Source organism: Roseitalea sp. MMSF_3546 (genome assembly GCF_030732865.1).
Classification (GTDB): domain Bacteria; phylum Pseudomonadota; class Alphaproteobacteria; order Rhizobiales; family Rhizobiaceae; genus Roseitalea.
The window spans coordinates 1-18012 of record NZ_JASHKB010000042.1 but is presented as its reverse complement, the minus strand read 5'-3'; the positions used below and the strand labels follow the sequence as shown (position 1 = coordinate 18012).

The window sequence follows — 18012 nt, the reverse complement described above, 5'->3', positions numbered from 1 at the left end:
GACACTGGCGGCATAGAAACGAACCCGATCCACCTTAGCCAAGCCGCAAAACTGTCTCACCAGGCGGGTCCACCTCTGAGCGCCCGTAGGAACCGATCGACCGTACGGCTCGATCCGCTCCCTGCAACGCCGAGCCTGATAGCAGGCGACGCCTGGTGGTTTGCATCGCGAGCCGCTTCTCCGGCACGATCAACAAGATGGAGGATGATGCGTGCGTCGCGCAGCAGTTGTTCGCCTGCGCGCGTCAGTCGTAGTCTTCGGCCTGATCTGTCGAACAGGTCCGTACCGACATCGATTTCGAGGTTGGATATAGCGCGGCTGAGCGGAGGTTTCTGGATACCCAAACGATCCGACGCTCTCCTTAGATTGAGCTCTTCGGCAGCTGCGATAAAGTATCGGAGAGCGCGCGTTTCCACTTCGATATTTCCTCATCATGTATATATCATTATTATCACCTAATATTCATTTTGTTTTTCTCCATTTCTGTCTGTTGAAGAGAGGAAAATTCTCTATGAAAAAAATCATAAATGTCAATTCATAATATACCAGGCAATCGGAGCCCCATTTTTTGGGCACACGCAAGTGCTTCCTCATAACCAGCATCGGCGTGACGCCATACGCCCGAAGCGGGATCGTTCCACAGCACCCTTTCGAGCCGCGCCGCGGCTTCTGCGGTTCCGTCAGCAACGATTACAACTCCGGAATGCTGCGAGAAGCCCATCCCAACGCCGCCGCCATGGTGAAGTGAAACCCAGGTCGCACCGCTCGCTACATTCATCAAGGCATTGAGCAGTGGCCAATCGGATACGGCGTCGGAGCCATCCTTCATCGCTTCGGTTTCCCGGTTCGGCGAGGCAACCGAACCGGAGTCCAGATGATCCCTTCCGATCACAATCGGTGCCTTCAGTTCCCCCGAAGCGACCATCTCGTTGAACTTTAGCCCGGCGCGATGCCGGTCGCCCAAGCCCAGCCAGCAAATGCGGGCGGGCAACCCCTGGAAGGCAATCCGGTCCCTTGCCTTGTCAAGCCAGCTATGCAGATGGCGGTCCTCGGGGAACAACTCCTTGATGGCCGCGTCGGTCCGATAGATGTCTTCGGGGTCTCCAGAAAGGGCGCACCATCGAAAGGGGCCAATCCCTCGGCAAAAAAGCGGCCGGATATACGCGGGCACAAATCCGGGAAACGCGAAGGCGTTCTCTAGGCCCTCCTCCAATGCGACCTGCCGGATGTTGTTGCCATAATCCAGGACAGGGACGCCATCGTTCCAGAAATCGACCATCGCTTGAACGTGAATTTTGATCGAAGCCCGAGCGGCGGCCTCTACGGCTTTTGGATCGCTCTCGCGTTTCTCGCGCCACTGACCGAGCGTCCAGCCTTGAGGCAGATAGCCGTTGGTTGGGTCATGTGCCGAGGTCTGGTCGGTAATGATATCCGGTCGGACGCCCCTTGCATGGATCTCTTTGAAAACGTCTGCTGCATTGCCGAGCAGGCCGACGGATTTCGCTTCGCCGGCCGCCGTCCACCGGTTGATCATGGCCAACGCCTCGTCGAGCGTGTCGGCACGTTCATCAAGATATTTCGTTCGCAGCCTGAAATCGATGCTCTCGGGGTTGCATTCCACTGCCAAGCAGCAGGCGCCGGCGAACACCGCCGCCAATGGCTGAGCGCCGCCCATGCCGCCAAGGCCGCCGGTCAGGATCCACCTTCCGGTCAACTCGCCGGCATAGTGCTGCCTGCCGGCTTCGGCGAAAGTCTCGTAGGTCCCCTGAACAATGCCCTGCGTGCCGATGTAGATCCAGCTTCCGGCTGTCATCTGGCCGTACATGGCCAGACCCTTGCGATCGAGCTCGTTGAAATGGTCCCAGGTGGCCCAATGGGGAACGATGTTGGAGTTTGCGATCAAGACCCGTGGTGCATCGGCATGTGTCTTGATGATCGCGATCGGCTTACCAGATTGCACGATGAGAGTTTCGTCGAGTTCGAGGTCCTTGAGGCTGTCGATAATGCGGTCGAAATCATTCCACGTTCGCGCTGCCCGGCCGATGCCGCCGTAGACGACAAGTTCATGCGGACTCTCGGCAACGTCGGGATGAAGATTGTTCATCAGCATCCTCAGGGGCGCTTCGGTCTGCCAGCTCTTGGCGTTCAGGTCCGGACCGGTCGGCGGATAGATGTCCCGGCTGTTCTTGCGTGGATCGCTCATATCGGCCTCCAAAGTGAAAGGGTTGTCAGGATATCGCGTAAGTGCGAGCGCAGCAGCCGGGCACGCTCGGGCCTGTAGCGCCAGGGAGGCGCTTCATCCATGTAGGTCGACTGGGCAAGCTCCATCTGGATTGCATGGACCCCCATACCGGGATTGCCATACTTTCGGGTGGTCCAGCCGCCCCTGAAGCGCCCGTTCACAATGTAGGAATAGCCGTCCGCCGATTTGCAGATTTCGCAGACTGCGGTCTCAATCGTGTCGTCACACGTCGTGCAGCCATCGGTGCCGATATTGAAATCGGGCAGCACGCCTTCGAACAGGTGCGGAATGCGGGAGCGAATGGAATGGGCGTCATAGAGGATTACAAAGCCATGGATATCTTTCACCCGCTGAAGTTCCCGCGCCAGCGCACCGTGATAGGGCCAGTGGACGACTTTGAGACGGCGCTGGATCTCGTTCCTGCCGGGCTCCAACCCTTCCTTGTAGATCGGTTGTCCGTCGAAGTCGGTCGTCGGACAAAGCGCGGTGGTGTTCTGACCCGGATAGAGCGATCGACCGGACGGATCGCGATTGACGTCGATCACATATCTGGAAACGAGGGTCCGAACGGTCGTGACGTCTGGCAAAAGGCCGGCGTAGAGATCGTGGACATGCCAATCGGTGTCCGCAACGGCTAATCCGGCAGCGTTCAACTGCGAGCAGACTTCGGCTGGAATGTCGGTTCCCGTATGCGGTAGGCCCAGGACAACTGGACCATTGCCGCGATGGACTTCGATTGCGCTCATAGAACCACGCCAACCTGCGCAGCCTCTGACAACGCATCCGAACGCACCAGCCCTGCAGCGATCTGCAAATCGTCCGACAGGTAGCGATCGCCCGCGATCCTGGGGACATGCTGCCTCAGGCGTTCATAAGCCTTGTTGAGTTTAGGTGATGTGGCAAGGGGCGCGCGTTCCTCGATACCCTGACAAGCGCAGATGGCTTCGATCCCAAGGATTACGGAGAGATTGTCGATCATCCGCTTCAAGCGCCGCGCGCCGTGAGCTGCCATTGATACGTGGTCTTCCTGATTGGCTGATGTCGGCGTGCTGTCCGTTGAGCACGGATTCGCTAGATGTTTGTTCTCGCTCATCAGCGCCGCCGTCGTGACTTCGGCAATCATGAGCCCCGAATTGAGACCCGGGTCGCTCGCTAGGAAAGGCGGCAGGTCGAAGCTTAGCGCCGGATCGACCATCAGCGCCACGCGGCGCTGCGCTATCGCGCCGATCTCGCTGAGGGCTAATGCGATCTGATCGGCGGCGAATGCAACGGGTTCGGCATGGAAGTTGCCGCCTGAAATGATCGCATCGTCCACGATTATGGGATTGTCCGTCACCGCATTCGCTTCAGTCTCAAGCGTGCCCGCCGCAAAGCGAAGCAGGTCCAGCGCGGCCCCGGTTACCTGAGGCTGGCAGCGGATGCAGTAGGGATCCTGAACCCGGTGATCGCCGCTGCGATGGCTTTCCCGTATCTCACTTCCCTCGATAACGGCGGCCATGCCTGCGGCCACATCGATCTGCCCACGATGCCCGCGCAATTCGTGGATTTGAGGGTGAAGTGGCTGCGTGGAACCCATGATCGCATCCGTCGAGAGGCAGGATGTGACGATAGACGCGCGCACCATCCGCATGGCGTCGAACAAGGCGGTGAGCGCCAAGGCCGTCGAAAACTGAGTGCCGTTGATGAGCGCAAGCCCTTCCTTGGCTTCCAGCACGATGGGCGTCAGGCCGGCCTTTTCGAGGGCGGCCGATGAGGGCATCCGCTTGCCTTCGTGAATGGCTTCGCCTTCGCCAATCATCGCAGCCGCCATATGGGCGAGCGGGGCGAGATCGCCGGACGCGCCAACGGAGCCTTGGCCTGGTATTACTGGGAGAACGCCTTGCGACAGCATGCCCTCGATAAGCTGACATACGTCCCAACGGACTCCGGAAGCGCCTCTGCCCAATGACAGGAGCTTCAACGCCATGACGAGACGCACTTCGGATTCATCAAGCGGATCACCGACACCGCAGCAATGGCTGAGGATTAAATTGCGCTGAAGGGTCTGCGTGTCGCTCGCGGGTATGCGGACGCTGGCAAGCTTTCCGAATCCGGTGTTAATCCCGTAAACGCCTATATCTCCGACAATGACGGCGCCGACGCGATCGCTGCCCTGTTTGACCATGTGCTTGGTATGTTCAGCCAGTTTGGGGCAACCGCCATCGCGCCAAAGCGCTTCGAGCCGCCGCAGGTCCGTGTCGCCGGGTGCAAGGAAGTGGTTCAAAAGGCTCCTCCAAAGAATCGGCGGTAAAGCGGATTCACGGCAATGCCATAGGCAAGCTCCGCAGGGTCTTCGACATCCCAGATGGCGATATCTGCGCGAGCGCCTTCCGTGATCCGCCCGGTATTTTGCAGGCCCAGTGCGCGCGCCGCGTTTCGTGTCGCCCCCGCCAGCGCCTCCGCGGGTGTCAGACCGAAAAGCGTGCAGGCCATATTCATAGCTAGAAGGACAGAACCCATGGGCGATGAGCCCGGATTCCAGTCCGTGGCGACGGCGATCGGAACCCGGTTAGCGCGAAAGGCCTCGACAGGTGGCCGTTTCGTCTCGTGGAGTGTGTAGAAGGCGCCTGGCAGCAGCACTGCCACTGCGCCTGACTTGCCGAGCAACTCAGCGTCTTCAGCCGTCGCATACTCTAGGTGATCCGCCGAAAGCCCCGCATAGGCACCGATGATCGCCGAGCCACCGCTATGTGAGAGCTGTTCTGCATGCAGCTTTACGGGCAAGCCCAGAGACGTTGCCGCATCGAACACACGTCTTATTTGATCGGCGTTGAAGGCGATATTCTCGCAAAACCCATCGACGGCATCCAGCAATCCCTCCGCGTGCGCTGCCTTGAGGGCCGGTATACAGACATCGTTGATGTAACTATCCGGATCCATACCGTCGGGCACTGCGTGCGCACCCAGGAAGCTGGTGTGGACGTGTACCGGGAGGTTGCTACCGATCCGCCGCGCGACACGAAGCATCTTCAACTCGGTCTCGCGGTCGAGCCCGTACCCGGACTTGATCTCGATTGCGCAGATGCCCTCGGAGATCAACGCCATGACGCGCTTGGCGGCTCTCTGATAGAGAGTATCCTCCGATGCTGACCGCGTTGCCCTAACCGTAGAAACGATACCGCCACCGGCTTTCGCGATCGCTTCATAGGGCTGGCCATTCAGGCGCATCTCAAATTCGTTCGCCCGGTTGCCTCCATGAACGATATGCGTGTGACAGTCGATAAGCCCGGGCGTCGCTAGGCGCCCTTCGAAAGACGTTCGCGGCGCGGAAGCAAGCGATTCCGGAAGCAAACCTCGATGTCCGACCCAGGCGATCCGTGGGCCATCAATCGCAATCACGCCATCGGTGATGAGTCCGTAGTCCGGGCCGTCCATGGTTGCGATCGCAAGATCGATGAGAAGGTGCATGACTGCGCGTATGGCCTTGTGTTCACTCGATCTCATCTAATATGTATATACTTATTCTTGTCAACGGTTGTCGCGCCGACGCCCACACCCTTGGAGGCTTCCATGCAAATCATTCACGCAAAGCAGGCTCTTACCCCGACGGGTTGGATGGCGGACGTGGAGATCTGCATAAACGAAGCGGGTCGGATCGATTCCGTGCAACGTCAGGAGCGTCGGTGCGACCAGAGCGTCGATCTCGCGCTTCCCGCCCCAGCCAATCTTCACAGCCACACCTTCCAGCGCGCGATGGGCGGTTTGACGGAACGCCGTGGACCCCGGGGTCATGACAGTTTTTGGTCTTGGCGAAAGATTATGTACCAGTTCTTGGACCAACTCACTCCGGAAGATGTTCAATCCATTGCCGCGTTGGCGTTCATGGAGATGATGGAGGCCGGCTATGGCTCGGTGGCCGAGTTCCATTACCTTCATCACGCGCCGCGTGGTCTGCCCTACCAGCGTCTTTCGGAGATGACCGAACGGATCATTGAGGCAGCACAAGCGGTTGGCATCGGGCTTGTGCACCTGCCGGTCCTCTATCAGTTCGGTGGTTGTGATCGGCGGCAACTGGAAGGCGGCCAGCAACGCTTCGGCTGTTCAGTCGAGCAGTTCGGTTATCTCTTGGAGGAGGCTCGGGCAAGCGTGGCACAAGCCCCTTCAGACTTTTCCATCGGTGTTGCGCCACACTCCCTGCGTGCGGTCGATAGCCGGGGCCTGCAGGCTTGCATCGAGCTAGCAGGCGATGGACCGATTCACATGCACCTTGCCGAACAACTGGCCGAGGTCGATGAGGTTCTTGAGCATCTGGGCTCCCGTCCGATCGAGTGGCTCCTCGCAAGCTTGCCTGTCGACACCCGCTGGTGCTTGGTCCATTGCACGCAGATGACCGCCGAGGAAACCATCGGGCTGGCAAAAACCGGTGCGGTCGTCGGCCTGTGTCCGATTACCGAGTCCAGCTTGGGCGATGGCATCTTCGCCGGTGTCGCTTACACCGAACACGGAGGAGCAATGGGTGTCGGCTCCGATTCCAATATTCACGTCGCCTATTTTGAAGAGCTTTGCACCCTCGAATACTCACAGCGTTTGCGCGACAAAGCACGTGTCAGGCTCGCAACAGCGGATGCGTCTGTTGGCCGCTATCTTATAGAAAAGACGACACGCGGTGGGCATCAAGCGATCGGCAGAGATGCCGGTTACCTCGCCGAAGGCGCGCAGGCCGACATTCTGGGAATCGCGACCGACAATCGCTGGCTCTGTCATCGGCGCGGCGACATGGTGCTGGACAGCCTCGTTTTCTCCGGCCACAGTAGTAACTGCGTGAGCGATGTATGGAGCGCCGGTCGCCATCAAATCAAAGATGGACGACATGTTCGGCACGACCAGATTGTCAGCGCGTTCCAATCGACGATGGCGAGACTGACTCAGGACGGTTTTCGCTGAGAGACCATTTTCAGGTCCCCCAGGAACTTGTCGTTCTCCGCAGGGGCTCCGATTGAGACACGAACAAAGGTCTCATACCCGGGCTGCTTCCAAGCTTTGATCATCGTCCCTTGATGAAGCAACCGTGCCGCGAGATCGACGGACGGCTCTCCTGTGTCGAACATGAGAAAATTGCCGCGCGATCTGGCTGGATTGAAACCTTGGGCCCTCAGCGCGTCCGCAACTCGATCGCGCTCGGCGTTCGTGAAAGCAACCCTTTCGCGCATGTTGGCCTCTTGTTCGAGGGAAGCCAGAGCCGCTACCTGTGCCAGCGCGTTGGTATTGAACGGCGTGCGGACAAGATCGAGTCCGGCACACAGTCCGGGTGAACTGCAAACGCCGAACCCCAGCCTTAAACCGGCAAGGCCCCAAGCCTTGGAAAAGGTTCTCAGGACGATCCACGGATTGGGGCTTTGCGAAAGCAAGTCGGTGGCCGAAACATAGCTCTTTCCCCAAGCATATTCAGCATAGGCTTCGTCAAAGACGATCATGGTTCGAGGCGGAAGGCACTCGATCAACTGCTTGAGTTGATCCGGGTCGAGCCAGCTCCCTACCGGGTTCATCGGGTTGGCCAAGATGAGCATCTTCGCAGGGATACGCGCTTGTTCGACAAGGCGTCCAAGGTCGATGCGAAGGTCGGGAAGCACTTGGACACGCTCCACGCTGGCGCCCATCATCTGTGCGTAGTCTTCGTGCAACGGGAAGGAGGGGTAGAGTGTGACGACCCGATCGCCATCTTCAATCACCGCGCGGCAGATCACGGATAGCAGGTCCTCGGATCCATTACCAAAGCTGAGGCGGTTGGCTGCCACGCCAAGCCTTTTTGACAACGCGGCACGCAGGGCGACCGCCTCAGAATCTGGGTACATGAACAGGTTCGGGATGGCACAAATGATCTGTTCCTCGACGCCGGGAAGCAGCCCGTATGGGTTTTCGTTGGAGTTGAGTTTGGCACGTTCCTTGCCGATTGCGTTGTGAGCAACCGCGCCAAGGCTTTTTCCGGCATTGTATGGCGTCAGTCGCGCCAGTGTTGATCGGAAAAGGTTCAGCGGTTCTGATGGATGCGAATTCAAAACGACATTCTCCGTTGTCACGTCAGAATTTTATGTATATACATAATAGGCACGTTGAGGAAATCCCATGAGCGCACAGCCGAACTTCAACCTCACCGGAAAAGTCGCGCTGGTTACCGGGTCGAGCAGAGGACTCGGTCAGGCAATCGCCTTGGGTTTAGCTCAAGCAGGTGCAAGCGTTGGCATCTCGGCGCGCACGCTGGATGCGCTATCTGAAACAACCTCAATGATCATGGACGCGGGCGGCTTCGCCCTGCCGATGGAACTTGATGTCCGCAATGTCGGCAACACGCGCGACATGATCGACAAATTCGTCGCCGAACAAGGAAAGATTGACATACTGGTCAACAATGCAGGCTACGAAGAAGTCAGCCCGTCTCTGGAACTTTCTGAGGAGATCTGGGACAAGATCGTCGACACCAACCTCAAGGGCGCCTTCTTTTGCGCCCAGAGCGTGGGGCGCCATATGGCCGATGCGCCGACGGGCGGGACAATCATAAACGTTTGTTCATTGACTTCCTATGTCGGCGTTCCGGCCGCGGTCCCATACGGTTCCTCGAAGTCGGGTCTGTTGGGAATGACCCGTGCCCTTGCCACCGAGTGGGCGGAACGGGGCATTCGGGTAAACGCAATTGCGCCAGGCTATTTCCGTACCGCCATGACGAATGTCTTTTATGAAGATGCCGGCTGGCAGAGCGCCATGCTGAACAAGATACCCATGCGCAGTTTTGGCGATCCCAGCGATCTGAAGGGTGCAGCGATTTTCCTGGCCAGCGACGCGTCTCGATATGTGACTGGACAATGTCTCGGAATTGACGGTGGCTACTTGGCTTCAATTTGATGAGTGATGCTCAACGGCTTGACATGGCTTTCATTCAAGCCTTTTATGTATAGACATATAAGCGGATCACAGATGCAACATGAGCTGCCACATACCGTCCAAGAGCATGCTTCGGAGACCTTCGGACCAGTGCCTGCTGTTTCCGCAAAAGCAGTCAATATGCGCTTCGGCAATTTCTACGCGGTCAAAAATGCCAGTTTCCAGTTGGAGCAAGGTCGCTTCCTAACGATTCTAGGTCCTTCAGGGTCGGGCAAGACCACGCTCTTACGCATGATCGCGGGATTCCTCACCCCCACATCCGGTGAGATCTTCATTAAAGGTGAAGCCGTGAACGCCGTCGCGGCAAACAAGCGCGCTATCGGCATGGTGTTTCAGAAACTTGCACTTTTTCCTCACATGACAGCCGCCGAAAATGTTGCATTCCCTCTTAAGATGCGGAGATTTGATGCCCGGACCATCCCGGATCGTGTGCTTCAGTATCTAAAACTTGTGCGGCTTGACGGCCTTGAAAACAGGCGCATCCACGAACTCTCCGGCGGACAGCAGCAGCGCGTTGCGATTGCTCGCGCGCTCGTGTTCGAGCCGGATCTGCTGCTACTTGACGAGCCTCTTGCGGCGCTAGACCGGAAGCTGCGCGAGGAGATGCAGCTCGAATTTCGGCGCATCCAAAAGGAGTTAGGCGTTACCACGATCAATGTGACACACGACCAGCGCGAAGCATTGGTCGTCTCGGATCGCATCATTGTCATGAACAACGCCGAAATTCAGCAAAATGCGGCGCCCATACAGATGTATCGCAGCCCTGAAAACCCCTTCGTGGCGACCTTTATCGGCGTGACCAATGTGTTCTCCGGCAAGCTGGTAAAACGAGTAGGCGATACAGCCTCTGTACTTGTCGGCGAGCAGGAATTGTCAGGGCAGTCGCGGCTGGGTTCTTCGAACATCACGCGCTTTGAATCCGGTGCTGCCGTAAAATGCGCCCTAAGGGCCGAGCAGATTCGAATAGCCCGCGAGGGCAAGCCACTGGACAAGACGGACTTCTCGTTCACCGGACGAATTGCAGACGTCATCTTTGAAGGCGAGCGCCAGATTTATGTTGTTGATGTACCGGGCGTGTCGGCCGATCCAATCCGTATCTTTCACCACGATCAGGATGAGTTCGCCACGCATCACATTGGTGAGCTGGTACACGTCGGTTGGAATACGAACGACATGCACGTTTACGCGGGGATTTCATAGTTCGGCCGCTGTGGAGTCACCGAATATAAGAGTTGCGGCAGCGAAAACATCAGTGAGCAGTTCATCAAAGAGGAGCATTCAATGACCACGACAAAGAACGTCAATCGCCGTCAGATACTCAAAGCGTCGGCCGCTTTGGGTGCGGTCAGCATGGGTGGCCTGGCAGCGCCAACTATCTTACGGGCGCAAGAGCCACCAAAACCAAATGAGATCATCATTCGCGCCTGGGGCGGCCCGTGGGTGGCAGCTCTGGAAGCCGGGGTTTCAAATCCGTTCACAGAGCGCACAGGCATCCGCGTGATCCATGATCTTACGGAGGATAACGAAATCCAACCGCGGGTATGGGCCGCCGTGGCACAGGGGCGTACACCGCCAATCCACATCAACTGGGATACGACTGTAAACGCAACAAAGTCGGCGCTGCGCGGCGTATGCGAAGACCTTTCGGATTTGCCAAACATTGCAGGTACATTGGACCTAGCTAAACCCGTTGGCGTCGAGGGCTACCCGATCGTCAACACTTACGGCTACGTCTATGTGCTGGCCTATCGTCCCGAGGCGTTCCCTGATGGCCCGCCGACCTCGTACCACGATCTTCTTGATCCAAGGTTTCGTGGCCGCATCGCATTCTACAACGACGGTATCGGCTTCCACTTCCCCGCTCAGATAGCAGGTGGCGGTACGCTCGAGGGTATTCCCGACAACATGGGCCCCTGCTGGGAGTTTGTGGAACGCATCAAGGAGCAGGAACCGCTACTAGGCGAGGACCCGGACTTTGTGAACTGGTTCCAAAACGGCGAGATCGACGCCGCCTGCACGATCTCGACGAATGCGCTCGGCGCGCGCAGGAATGGTATCGATGTTGCCTGGACCGTGCCCGAAGAGGGCGCGAAGTTCGATACCGACGGACTCTGGATTCCTCGCGGTCACTCCGAAGGCGACCTTTACTGGTCGCGTGAATACATCAACTTCGCGCTGACACCCGAAGCTCAGCAAGTATGGCTGGATGGTCTTGGCCTACCGGGCGTTGTTCCAGGTTTGACGCCACCGGAAGGCCTTGCTGGCGATCCGTCCTACCCAACGGAGCCTGAAGACTTCGAAAGGCTGATCCGGATTTCAGGTCAGATCCAGGTTGAGCATGAGAGCGAGTGGTTCTCTCGGTTCAAACAGATCATGCAAGGCTAAGAGTTTCCTCCCGGACCGGCTGGGCGCGTTCATCGTGCCCGGCCGCTTTTTTGGTGCCTTCGCGTGAAAAACTATAAGACGTCTTATCCGATAAGCTGGCGCGTTATGGACGCGCTTGAGGGCGTTTTCGCAGTCGCCTGGCCCAAAGGTGGCGGAAAACTCACACCTTATCTTCTTCTGGTTCCCGCCATTTCGGTCGTCGGGCTTCTGGTGATCGGGCTTGTCTACATCGGAGACTCTTCGCTTCGCACGTTGGACAGGACCACCTTTCTGTTTTCCGAGAATTACTCGCTCGAAAACTATCGGCGGGCGCTCAGCGAGGGGTTTACCTACACCATCATTTGGAGAAGCCTTTTCGGTGCCTTCGTCGTGACGATCATCACACTGATCCTGGCGTTTCCATACGCCTACATGATGGTCAGGACCCGATCGGCCTTGGTACGCAAGGCCCTGCTAATCGCATTGTTTCTGCCCTTCTTTATCGGGCAGGTCGTACGAGCCTACGGGTGGCTCATCATTCTGGGCAACCAGGGTATCATCAACGACGCGCTGGGATTGATCGGCATCGAGCCTCTGCGTCTTCTCTTTAACTACCCGGCCGTCATTTTCGGTCTCGTCCAGTACATGCTGCCGTTCGCCGTCTTGATGCTAGCGCCAGCTTTGACCGCCATTCCCGAGGAAATGGAAGCGGCCGCCGGTTCTCTGGGGGCCGACTGGTTCCAGACGCTGCTTCATGTAGTCTTGCCCATGGCCAAGCCCGGCCTAATCGGATCGGGCATCGTTGTTCTCACGCTGACCCTGACCGATTTCGCGATGCCAGCCATTCTTGGCGGCGGAACGCAGGACTTCATCGCCAACGCGATCTACGATCAGTTCTTCCGAACATCGGACCAAGGTTTCGGTTCGGCGCTTACCATCATTCTTGTGGCAACAGGTTCATTGGTCGTCGGTATCGCCTTGGCGACCTTCGGCGCCGGCACACTGGCGCTCGGCAAGAGCGAAAACGAGGTGCGCTGATCATGGGGCGAACACAGACCGTACTGTTCCGCGTCATGGTAACCTTTGCGGTCGTCATGCTCTCTGCGCCGACACTTGTCGTACTAGGCGCATCGGTGACCTCCGGCAACATCATTCAGTTCCCGCCCGATGGGTTTTCACTGCGTTGGTACAACGCCATCGTTGGCGAGCAGACCTTACGCGAAGCCTTTATTCGCTCCGTCCAGGTTGCAATCATATGTGTGCTGGTTTCCTTGCCGGCTGGCACGCTCGCCGGCATTGCGCTTGCCCGCTACCGCATCCGTGGCGAAAAGCTCATCCAAGTCTACCTGCTATTGCCGTTTACGATTCCGTTGATCGGTTCGGGCATTGGCTTGATGCTCGCTTTCGGGCAGGCCGGCGTTTTGGGAAGCCTTTGGCCCATTGGCATAGCAACGGCCACCATTAACCTGCCCTTTATGATCTGGGCGGTTTCCTCAAGTGCGGCCAGTCTCGATCCTGATCTAGAGTTGGCTGCCATGAGTTGTGGGGCCGGCCCGGTCCAGACCTTTTTCAGTGTGACGCTTCCTGCGGTGACCCCCGGCGTCATTACCGGGTCTTTGCTCATGTTCATTCTATCGCTGAACGAATTCCTCGTCAGCTTGCTGCTCGTCGACGCTCGGATCGTGACACTGCCGGTTCAAATCTACAATTCCATTCGTTCCATCATCACTCCCGATCTGGCCGCGGTTTCCGTGGTTTTCATCGCGGTCGCCCTCAGCGCCATTATCGTGCTCGATCGTCTGGTGGGTTTGGAAGTTTTCCTCAAGTCCAAGTAACCGCGGCCCGCGGTCGATCAAAAGGAATTTACCATGTCATCGGTCACCGTTCATGAACTCGCAACGTTAAGCGAAGATCGATATCCAGCCCTACTCAAGCGGTCGGAGACTGATCTGTCCGATTTCCTCCAGCGTGTGGATCCGATCATTGAGGCCGTGAGGGTTGAAGGAGATGAGGCTCTCGCACGGTTCGGTCGTGAGCTTGATGGTGCCGCCCGCCTTACTGCTGAAGGAATCAAGGCCACCGAAGCCGAATTCGATGCGGCGTTCGATGCCGTCGAGGCCGAGGTAGTCGCCGCCATCGAGCACGGTATTGAGAACATCAGGTCTTTTCACGAGGAGCAAAAGCCCGAGCCCATGTGGCTGAAAGAGATCAAGCCTGGCGCCTATGCCGGTGATCGCTACACGCCCATTCGCTCGGTTGCGCTCTACGTGCCGCGCGGCAAGGGTGCTTTTCCGTCGGTCACGATGATGACGGCTGTCCCCGGGGTCGTTGCCGAAGTCCCTGAACTGGCGATTCTCACGCCGCCGACTCCCGACGGCTCGGTGGATGCCGCTACCCTGGTCGCTGCCCGTCTGGCAGGGGTCGAAAACGTCTACAAAGCCGGTGGCGCCCAGGCCGTCGCCGCGGCTGCCTTCGGCACCGAAACGATCAAACCCGCTCTCAAGATAGTCGGTCCCGGTAGTCCGTGGTTGGTGGCCGCGAAACGACGCCTGGCCGACAAGATCGATCCGGGACTGCCGGCTGGCCCCTCGGAGGCGATCATCTTCGCCGACGAAACAGTCCATGGTGGCCTCGCAGCGATGGATCTTCTCATCGAGGCGGAGCACGGTCCCGACAGCTCGGCCTATCTGGTCACGCACTCGCAAAGGATCGTTGAGCAGGCACTTGCGGCTTTGCCCCAGCTGTGGGCCAAGATGACGCCGCAACGCCGCGAATTCTCCCAGACGGTGCTAACCGGCTCGCAGGGTGGTGTCGTCCTCACCGGGTCGGTGGAAGAATGCTACAAATTCATCAACGACTATGCACCCGAACACCTTGAGCTGCTCTCGAAACAACCGTTTGAACACCTTGGCCACATCACCGAAGCGTCCGAGATACTGATGGGACCGCATACGCCCGTATCGATCGGGAACTTCGGCCTCGGCCCCAATGCCGTTCTGCCTACCAGCCAGGGCGCCCGCACATTCGGACCGCTTTCGGTCCATGACTTCGTCAAGTGTTCCTCGATTGGCTATGTGACCAAACCTGCCTACCCGGAAATGGCGAAACACGCCCGGATTCTGGCCGGCTATGAAGGTTTCTCGTCGCACGGCAATGCCGTCTCCGAGCTACGGGATGAGTACCTTGGCTAGCATGACCGCGGTTCGCCTTCACGCCGCCAAAGATCTTCGCGTCGAGACAATACCTGTTCCCTCGAATCCGACTCCGAACGATGTGGTCATCCGTGTCGCCTTTGCCGGCATCTGCGGGTCGGACCTTCACAACTTTAGGACCGGCCAGTGGATTACCCGCGCACCGTCGGTCGCGGGCCATGAGTTCTCCGGTGAGGTGGAACGCGTGGGGTCAGCGGTCACCGGTTTTGACGCGGGAGACCGTGTGGTCGTCGATTCGCGCTATACCTGCGGGCAGTGCGCCGCATGCGCGAATGGTAAACCGCAGATCTGCGAAACGCTAGGGTTTGTCGGTGAAGCGATCGATGGAGGGTTTGCCGAATTTGTCACAATACCCGCAAACCTTCTTGTCAAGGCGGACCCCGCCGCGAACCTTGATGTTCTCTCCCTGGCCGAACCGTTGGCCGTGGCGCTCCATGCCATAGGCAGATTGAGTCCGGGGCCGAAAGACCCGGTCTTGATCATTGGGTGTGGGCCGATTGGCGCGCTTTCGGCGATCGTGGCATCTCAGGAATCCGAGCGAGCCGTTCTGGTCGCCGACCGGAATGCAGAACGTGCCGATGCGGTTTCGGCGTTCGTCGGACACCAAGCCGCGTCGAGCCATGGCGAACTGCCTTCGATGACGGATCATGGAGTTCCGGTGCACCACATCCTCGACACCACCGGCAATGTTGCGGTGCTCGACGAACTTATCGCGCGCTTCGCGGGGGCAACCATTGGCCTCGTCGGCATCGGCTCCGGTGAGATCTCCATAGATCCCGTGCATCTGGTTGAACGGGAGATTGCCCTTGTCGGATGCCATGCCTTTAACGACGAACTCGCGCAGGCAGTGTCCCAACTTGAGCGGCATCCGGAGCGGTTTCGCCCGGTTCTTGGGCAGGCGTTCGATCTTGAGGATGCCGCGAAAGCCTATGAGATAGCGTCATCGGGCCACGGTCGGTCGATCAAGACACTCTTCAAGATTGGAGGCCACGTGTAATGCGTACCGCTGAAATCCGCCAACTCGTGCGTTCCGACGAGCCGGGCGCGAAAGCCGCATTGGCCACGTTGCTGCGTGATCGATTCCAGATCGAGGCCCGAGCTATCAAGCTCAACAACGACCAATACTCCTTGAACTCGCTCAACGGGTTTTTCGAGACCGATGCCGGCGCATTCTTCTTCAAGTTCCACCAGGAAGAAGGCGAAGAAGAGATGCGCGGCGAATACTATCGCGCCGACCTTCTCCAGCAAGAGGGCTTACCGGTCGATATGCCGGTGATGGCGTCAACCGACCCTGGAGAACAGATTCTGATCTACCGTCGTCGGAACGACCGGCGTTTCTCCGATGTGCTTTTTGACCTCGATGCCAATGCGCATCAAAAAGGAAAACCGCCTCCAGAAGGGACGACAAGCCTTCACTTACAGGCCGTCCGCGCCGAGCAGAAGCTGAACGAACAGCTATTGACGGTGGCCAGAAAGACTCTCCATCCGGTCGGTGCCAACGAAGTCGCCGGAGAAGCCATCCACCGCCTCTTCCACGAGCGGCTGGTCGACCTGCCGGCCGGCGCCTATCCTGGAGGACGCTACAAGGCGTTCTATGTCGACCAGAATTTCGATCTGCCCGGCATAACGCTTGGGTGGCGTGAGTTGTCCTCTGCAACGCTTGTGCTGAACGGACAACAGATGCAGCGGACATTCACCGACATATTTGATCTGGCTTTCGAGCTTCTGCATCCCAACGCATTGGCCAATGCCGGTGGCATTGTCGCGCACGGCGATGCCCACAACGCGAATGTCTGGTTTGAAAGCACCGGTTCCGAACCTCGCCTTGTCTATTTCGACCCTGCTTTTGCTGGAGAGCATGTCCCGTCCCTGATCGCCGAGGTCAAGGCGACCTTTCACAATGTGTTTGCCCACCCCCTTTGGCTCTATAATCCCGAACGGGCCGAGCTTTGCTACCAAGCGCATGCACGGTTTGACGGCGACACCGTATCGCTGGAGACCGATTGGCGACTAAGCCCTTTGCGGCAGGATCTCTTGCGTGCCAAGGCCGACGCCTATTGGAGACCATTTTTGTCCCACCTGCGGGCTGAAGGATTGCTGCCGGACAATTGGAAGCAGATCATGCGTACATCGCTCGCCATGTGTCCGGCGCTGGTTGCCAATCTTCGTGCGGACAATTCACGGCGCGGCCCCGTTGCTTCGGCCATTGGCCTTTACGTAACGGCGCTGATGGGCAGCGAGGCGCTCGACGGAAGCACTGTGGTTGACGATTTCCTGACGATGATCGATCCCGATTGACTCAACTGGAACCCGGAGAGAAGCTGGCGATCAAACGATGCTTGTCACCGGGATAAGTCATTTTAGTCCAGGTCACCCGACCCTTCTCGTTCATTGTTTTGCGTTGAATCTCGAGACAAGCCGTACCCGGCGCGATATCTAGAGCCTTGGCGGTGGTGTCATCGGCTGCACTTGCGACGATTTGATGTTCGGCAGAACTCCACGGCACCATCCGCAGAAGCCAAGCACCTGGGGGCTCTTCTTGAAATGCGTTTGGGTCAATTGAGGGAACGGCGTCAGGATTGATCAGACGAAGCTCGTAGCAGAATGGCCTATCGTCAGCTTCATGCAAGCACGTGATCGCATGGACCAGCGCCGGATTGTCATCGTCGAGCCGGTCATGGTCTTCGCGGGTTGCAGTTCGATGTATGTGTTGCAACAGCCGGTAGCCGTAGCGCCTGCCGGAAGCCTCGACCTCTTGACGAATGTTGGTGATCTCCAACGCCGCGGATAGGCTTTGAGGTGCTTTAACATAGGTTCCTGCCTTGCGACTCCTGACAAGGAACCCGGCGCGCGTCAGTTGCGTAAGAGCCTTATTGACGGTCATTCGTGAGCAGCCGTAGTGTTTGGCTAGCTCAGCCTCGAAAGGTATCCTGTATCCCGGTGGCCAAGTCCCTGAAATGATATTCTCACGAACGTCATTCAAAATTGTCGCATGCAACGACTGAGCCTCGTCGGCAGTCTTGGCGTCTCTATTAGGAATGACAGTGCTCCAAACGGTCTTTAGGGCGGCAACGGTCGCTGCCGCTAACGTTCCTCATGGTCGCAGGGCTGTTTGGTGAACGCAACAGTGTTGGATCCACTGTTCTTAGACGTAAGCGGTGTTGTGATCACACCTTGGCGGCGTAATTCCAGGGCAGCAACTCGTCGATCCGGCTCTGCATGTGACCGCCTGCGATGGCCCGGAGGGTTGCGGTCAGCCAGGCATGGGGGTCGACGGTG

Annotated in this window: 16 protein-coding genes; 9 read left to right on the top strand and 7 right to left on the bottom strand. The window is 58.1% G+C overall.

The window, feature by feature from the left end:
- Positions 1-535: 535 nt before the first annotated feature.
- Genes hutU through hutI form a run of 4 tightly spaced genes read right to left on the bottom strand, consistent with a single transcriptional unit; the run spans position 536 to position 5689 of the window.
- Positions 536-2203 carry a urocanate hydratase gene (hutU, locus tag RBB34_RS19075; RefSeq protein WP_306120827.1) on the bottom strand — a complete coding sequence of 556 codons (1668 nt, stop codon included), beginning with the start codon at positions 2201-2203 and terminating at the stop codon, positions 536-538.
- Positions 2200-2988: an N-formylglutamate deformylase gene (gene hutG / locus RBB34_RS19070; RefSeq protein WP_306120826.1), complete on the bottom strand. Its 789-nt coding sequence runs from the start codon at positions 2986-2988 to the stop codon at positions 2200-2202. Before hutG ends, hutU begins: the two co-directional genes overlap by 4 nt.
- A complete protein-coding gene (gene hutH, locus RBB34_RS19065) occupies positions 2985-4505 on the bottom strand; it encodes a histidine ammonia-lyase (protein ID WP_306120825.1) in 1521 nt (506 codons plus the stop codon). The genes hutG and hutH overlap by 4 nt, the downstream gene beginning before the upstream one ends.
- Positions 4502-5689 (bottom strand): imidazolonepropionase, encoded by a 1188-nt coding sequence (gene hutI, locus RBB34_RS19060; RefSeq protein ID WP_306120824.1) that lies wholly within the window; start codon positions 5687-5689, stop codon positions 4502-4504. Before hutI ends, hutH begins: the two co-directional genes overlap by 4 nt.
- Positions 5690-5791: 102 nt before the next feature.
- Between hutI and RBB34_RS19055 the strand changes: the two genes are divergently transcribed.
- Positions 5792-7165, top strand: coding sequence for a formimidoylglutamate deiminase (locus RBB34_RS19055; protein ID WP_306120823.1), 1374 nt, complete (start codon positions 5792-5794; stop codon positions 7163-7165).
- On the opposite strand, the gene RBB34_RS19050 is transcribed toward RBB34_RS19055, so the two are convergent.
- Positions 7147-8298 carry an aminotransferase class I/II-fold pyridoxal phosphate-dependent enzyme gene (locus tag RBB34_RS19050; protein WP_306120822.1) on the bottom strand — a complete coding sequence of 384 codons (1152 nt, stop codon included), beginning with the start codon at positions 8296-8298 and terminating at the stop codon, positions 7147-7149. The genes RBB34_RS19055 and RBB34_RS19050 overlap by 19 nt on opposite strands.
- Positions 8299-8344: 46 nt before the next feature.
- On the opposite strand from RBB34_RS19050, the gene RBB34_RS19045 reads away from it, so the two are divergent.
- The 8 genes from RBB34_RS19045 (at position 8345) to RBB34_RS19010 (ending at position 17031) form a co-directional block, all read left to right on the top strand.
- Entirely contained in the window at positions 8345-9118 is a 774-nt protein-coding gene (locus tag RBB34_RS19045; RefSeq protein WP_306120821.1) for a glucose 1-dehydrogenase, read from the top strand.
- A gap of 159 nt (positions 9119-9277) precedes the next feature.
- A complete protein-coding gene (locus RBB34_RS19040) occupies positions 9278-10357 on the top strand; it encodes an ABC transporter ATP-binding protein (RefSeq protein WP_306120831.1) in 1080 nt (359 codons plus the stop codon).
- 81 nt (positions 10358-10438) lie between these two features.
- The gene (locus RBB34_RS19035; protein ID WP_306120820.1) at positions 10439-11542 is read left to right on the top strand and encodes a PotD/PotF family extracellular solute-binding protein; all 1104 of its coding nucleotides are present in this window, start codon (positions 10439-10441) and stop codon (positions 11540-11542) included.
- A gap of 63 nt (positions 11543-11605) precedes the next feature.
- Positions 11606-12559, top strand: coding sequence for an ABC transporter permease (locus RBB34_RS19030; protein WP_306120819.1), 954 nt, complete (start codon positions 11606-11608; stop codon positions 12557-12559).
- Positions 12556-13356, top strand: coding sequence for an ABC transporter permease (locus RBB34_RS19025; protein ID WP_346432553.1), 801 nt, complete (start codon positions 12556-12558; stop codon positions 13354-13356). The genes RBB34_RS19030 and RBB34_RS19025 overlap by 4 nt, the downstream gene beginning before the upstream one ends.
- A gap of 33 nt (positions 13357-13389) precedes the next feature.
- The gene (gene hisD / locus RBB34_RS19020; RefSeq protein WP_306120817.1) at positions 13390-14712 is read left to right on the top strand and encodes a histidinol dehydrogenase; all 1323 of its coding nucleotides are present in this window, start codon (positions 13390-13392) and stop codon (positions 14710-14712) included.
- Between the two features lies 1 nt (position 14713).
- Positions 14714-15730, top strand: a complete 1017-nt coding sequence (locus tag RBB34_RS19015) for an alcohol dehydrogenase catalytic domain-containing protein (RefSeq protein ID WP_306120830.1) — start codon at positions 14714-14716, stop codon at positions 15728-15730.
- Positions 15730-17031 carry a hypothetical protein gene (locus RBB34_RS19010; protein WP_306120816.1) on the top strand — a complete coding sequence of 434 codons (1302 nt, stop codon included), beginning with the start codon at positions 15730-15732 and terminating at the stop codon, positions 17029-17031. The genes RBB34_RS19015 and RBB34_RS19010 overlap by 1 nt, the downstream gene beginning before the upstream one ends.
- 1 nt (position 17032) lies before the next feature.
- Here the strand turns inward: RBB34_RS19010 and RBB34_RS19005 are convergent, their stop codons facing one another.
- Both RBB34_RS19005 and RBB34_RS19000 read right to left on the bottom strand, forming a co-directional pair.
- Positions 17033-17716: a UTRA domain-containing protein gene (locus tag RBB34_RS19005; protein WP_306120829.1), complete on the bottom strand. Its 684-nt coding sequence runs from the start codon at positions 17714-17716 to the stop codon at positions 17033-17035.
- 184 nt (positions 17717-17900) lie between these two features.
- Positions 17901-18012 (bottom strand): transposase domain-containing protein (locus tag RBB34_RS19000; protein ID WP_306120828.1); only part of this gene is annotated, 112 nt, incomplete at its 5' end.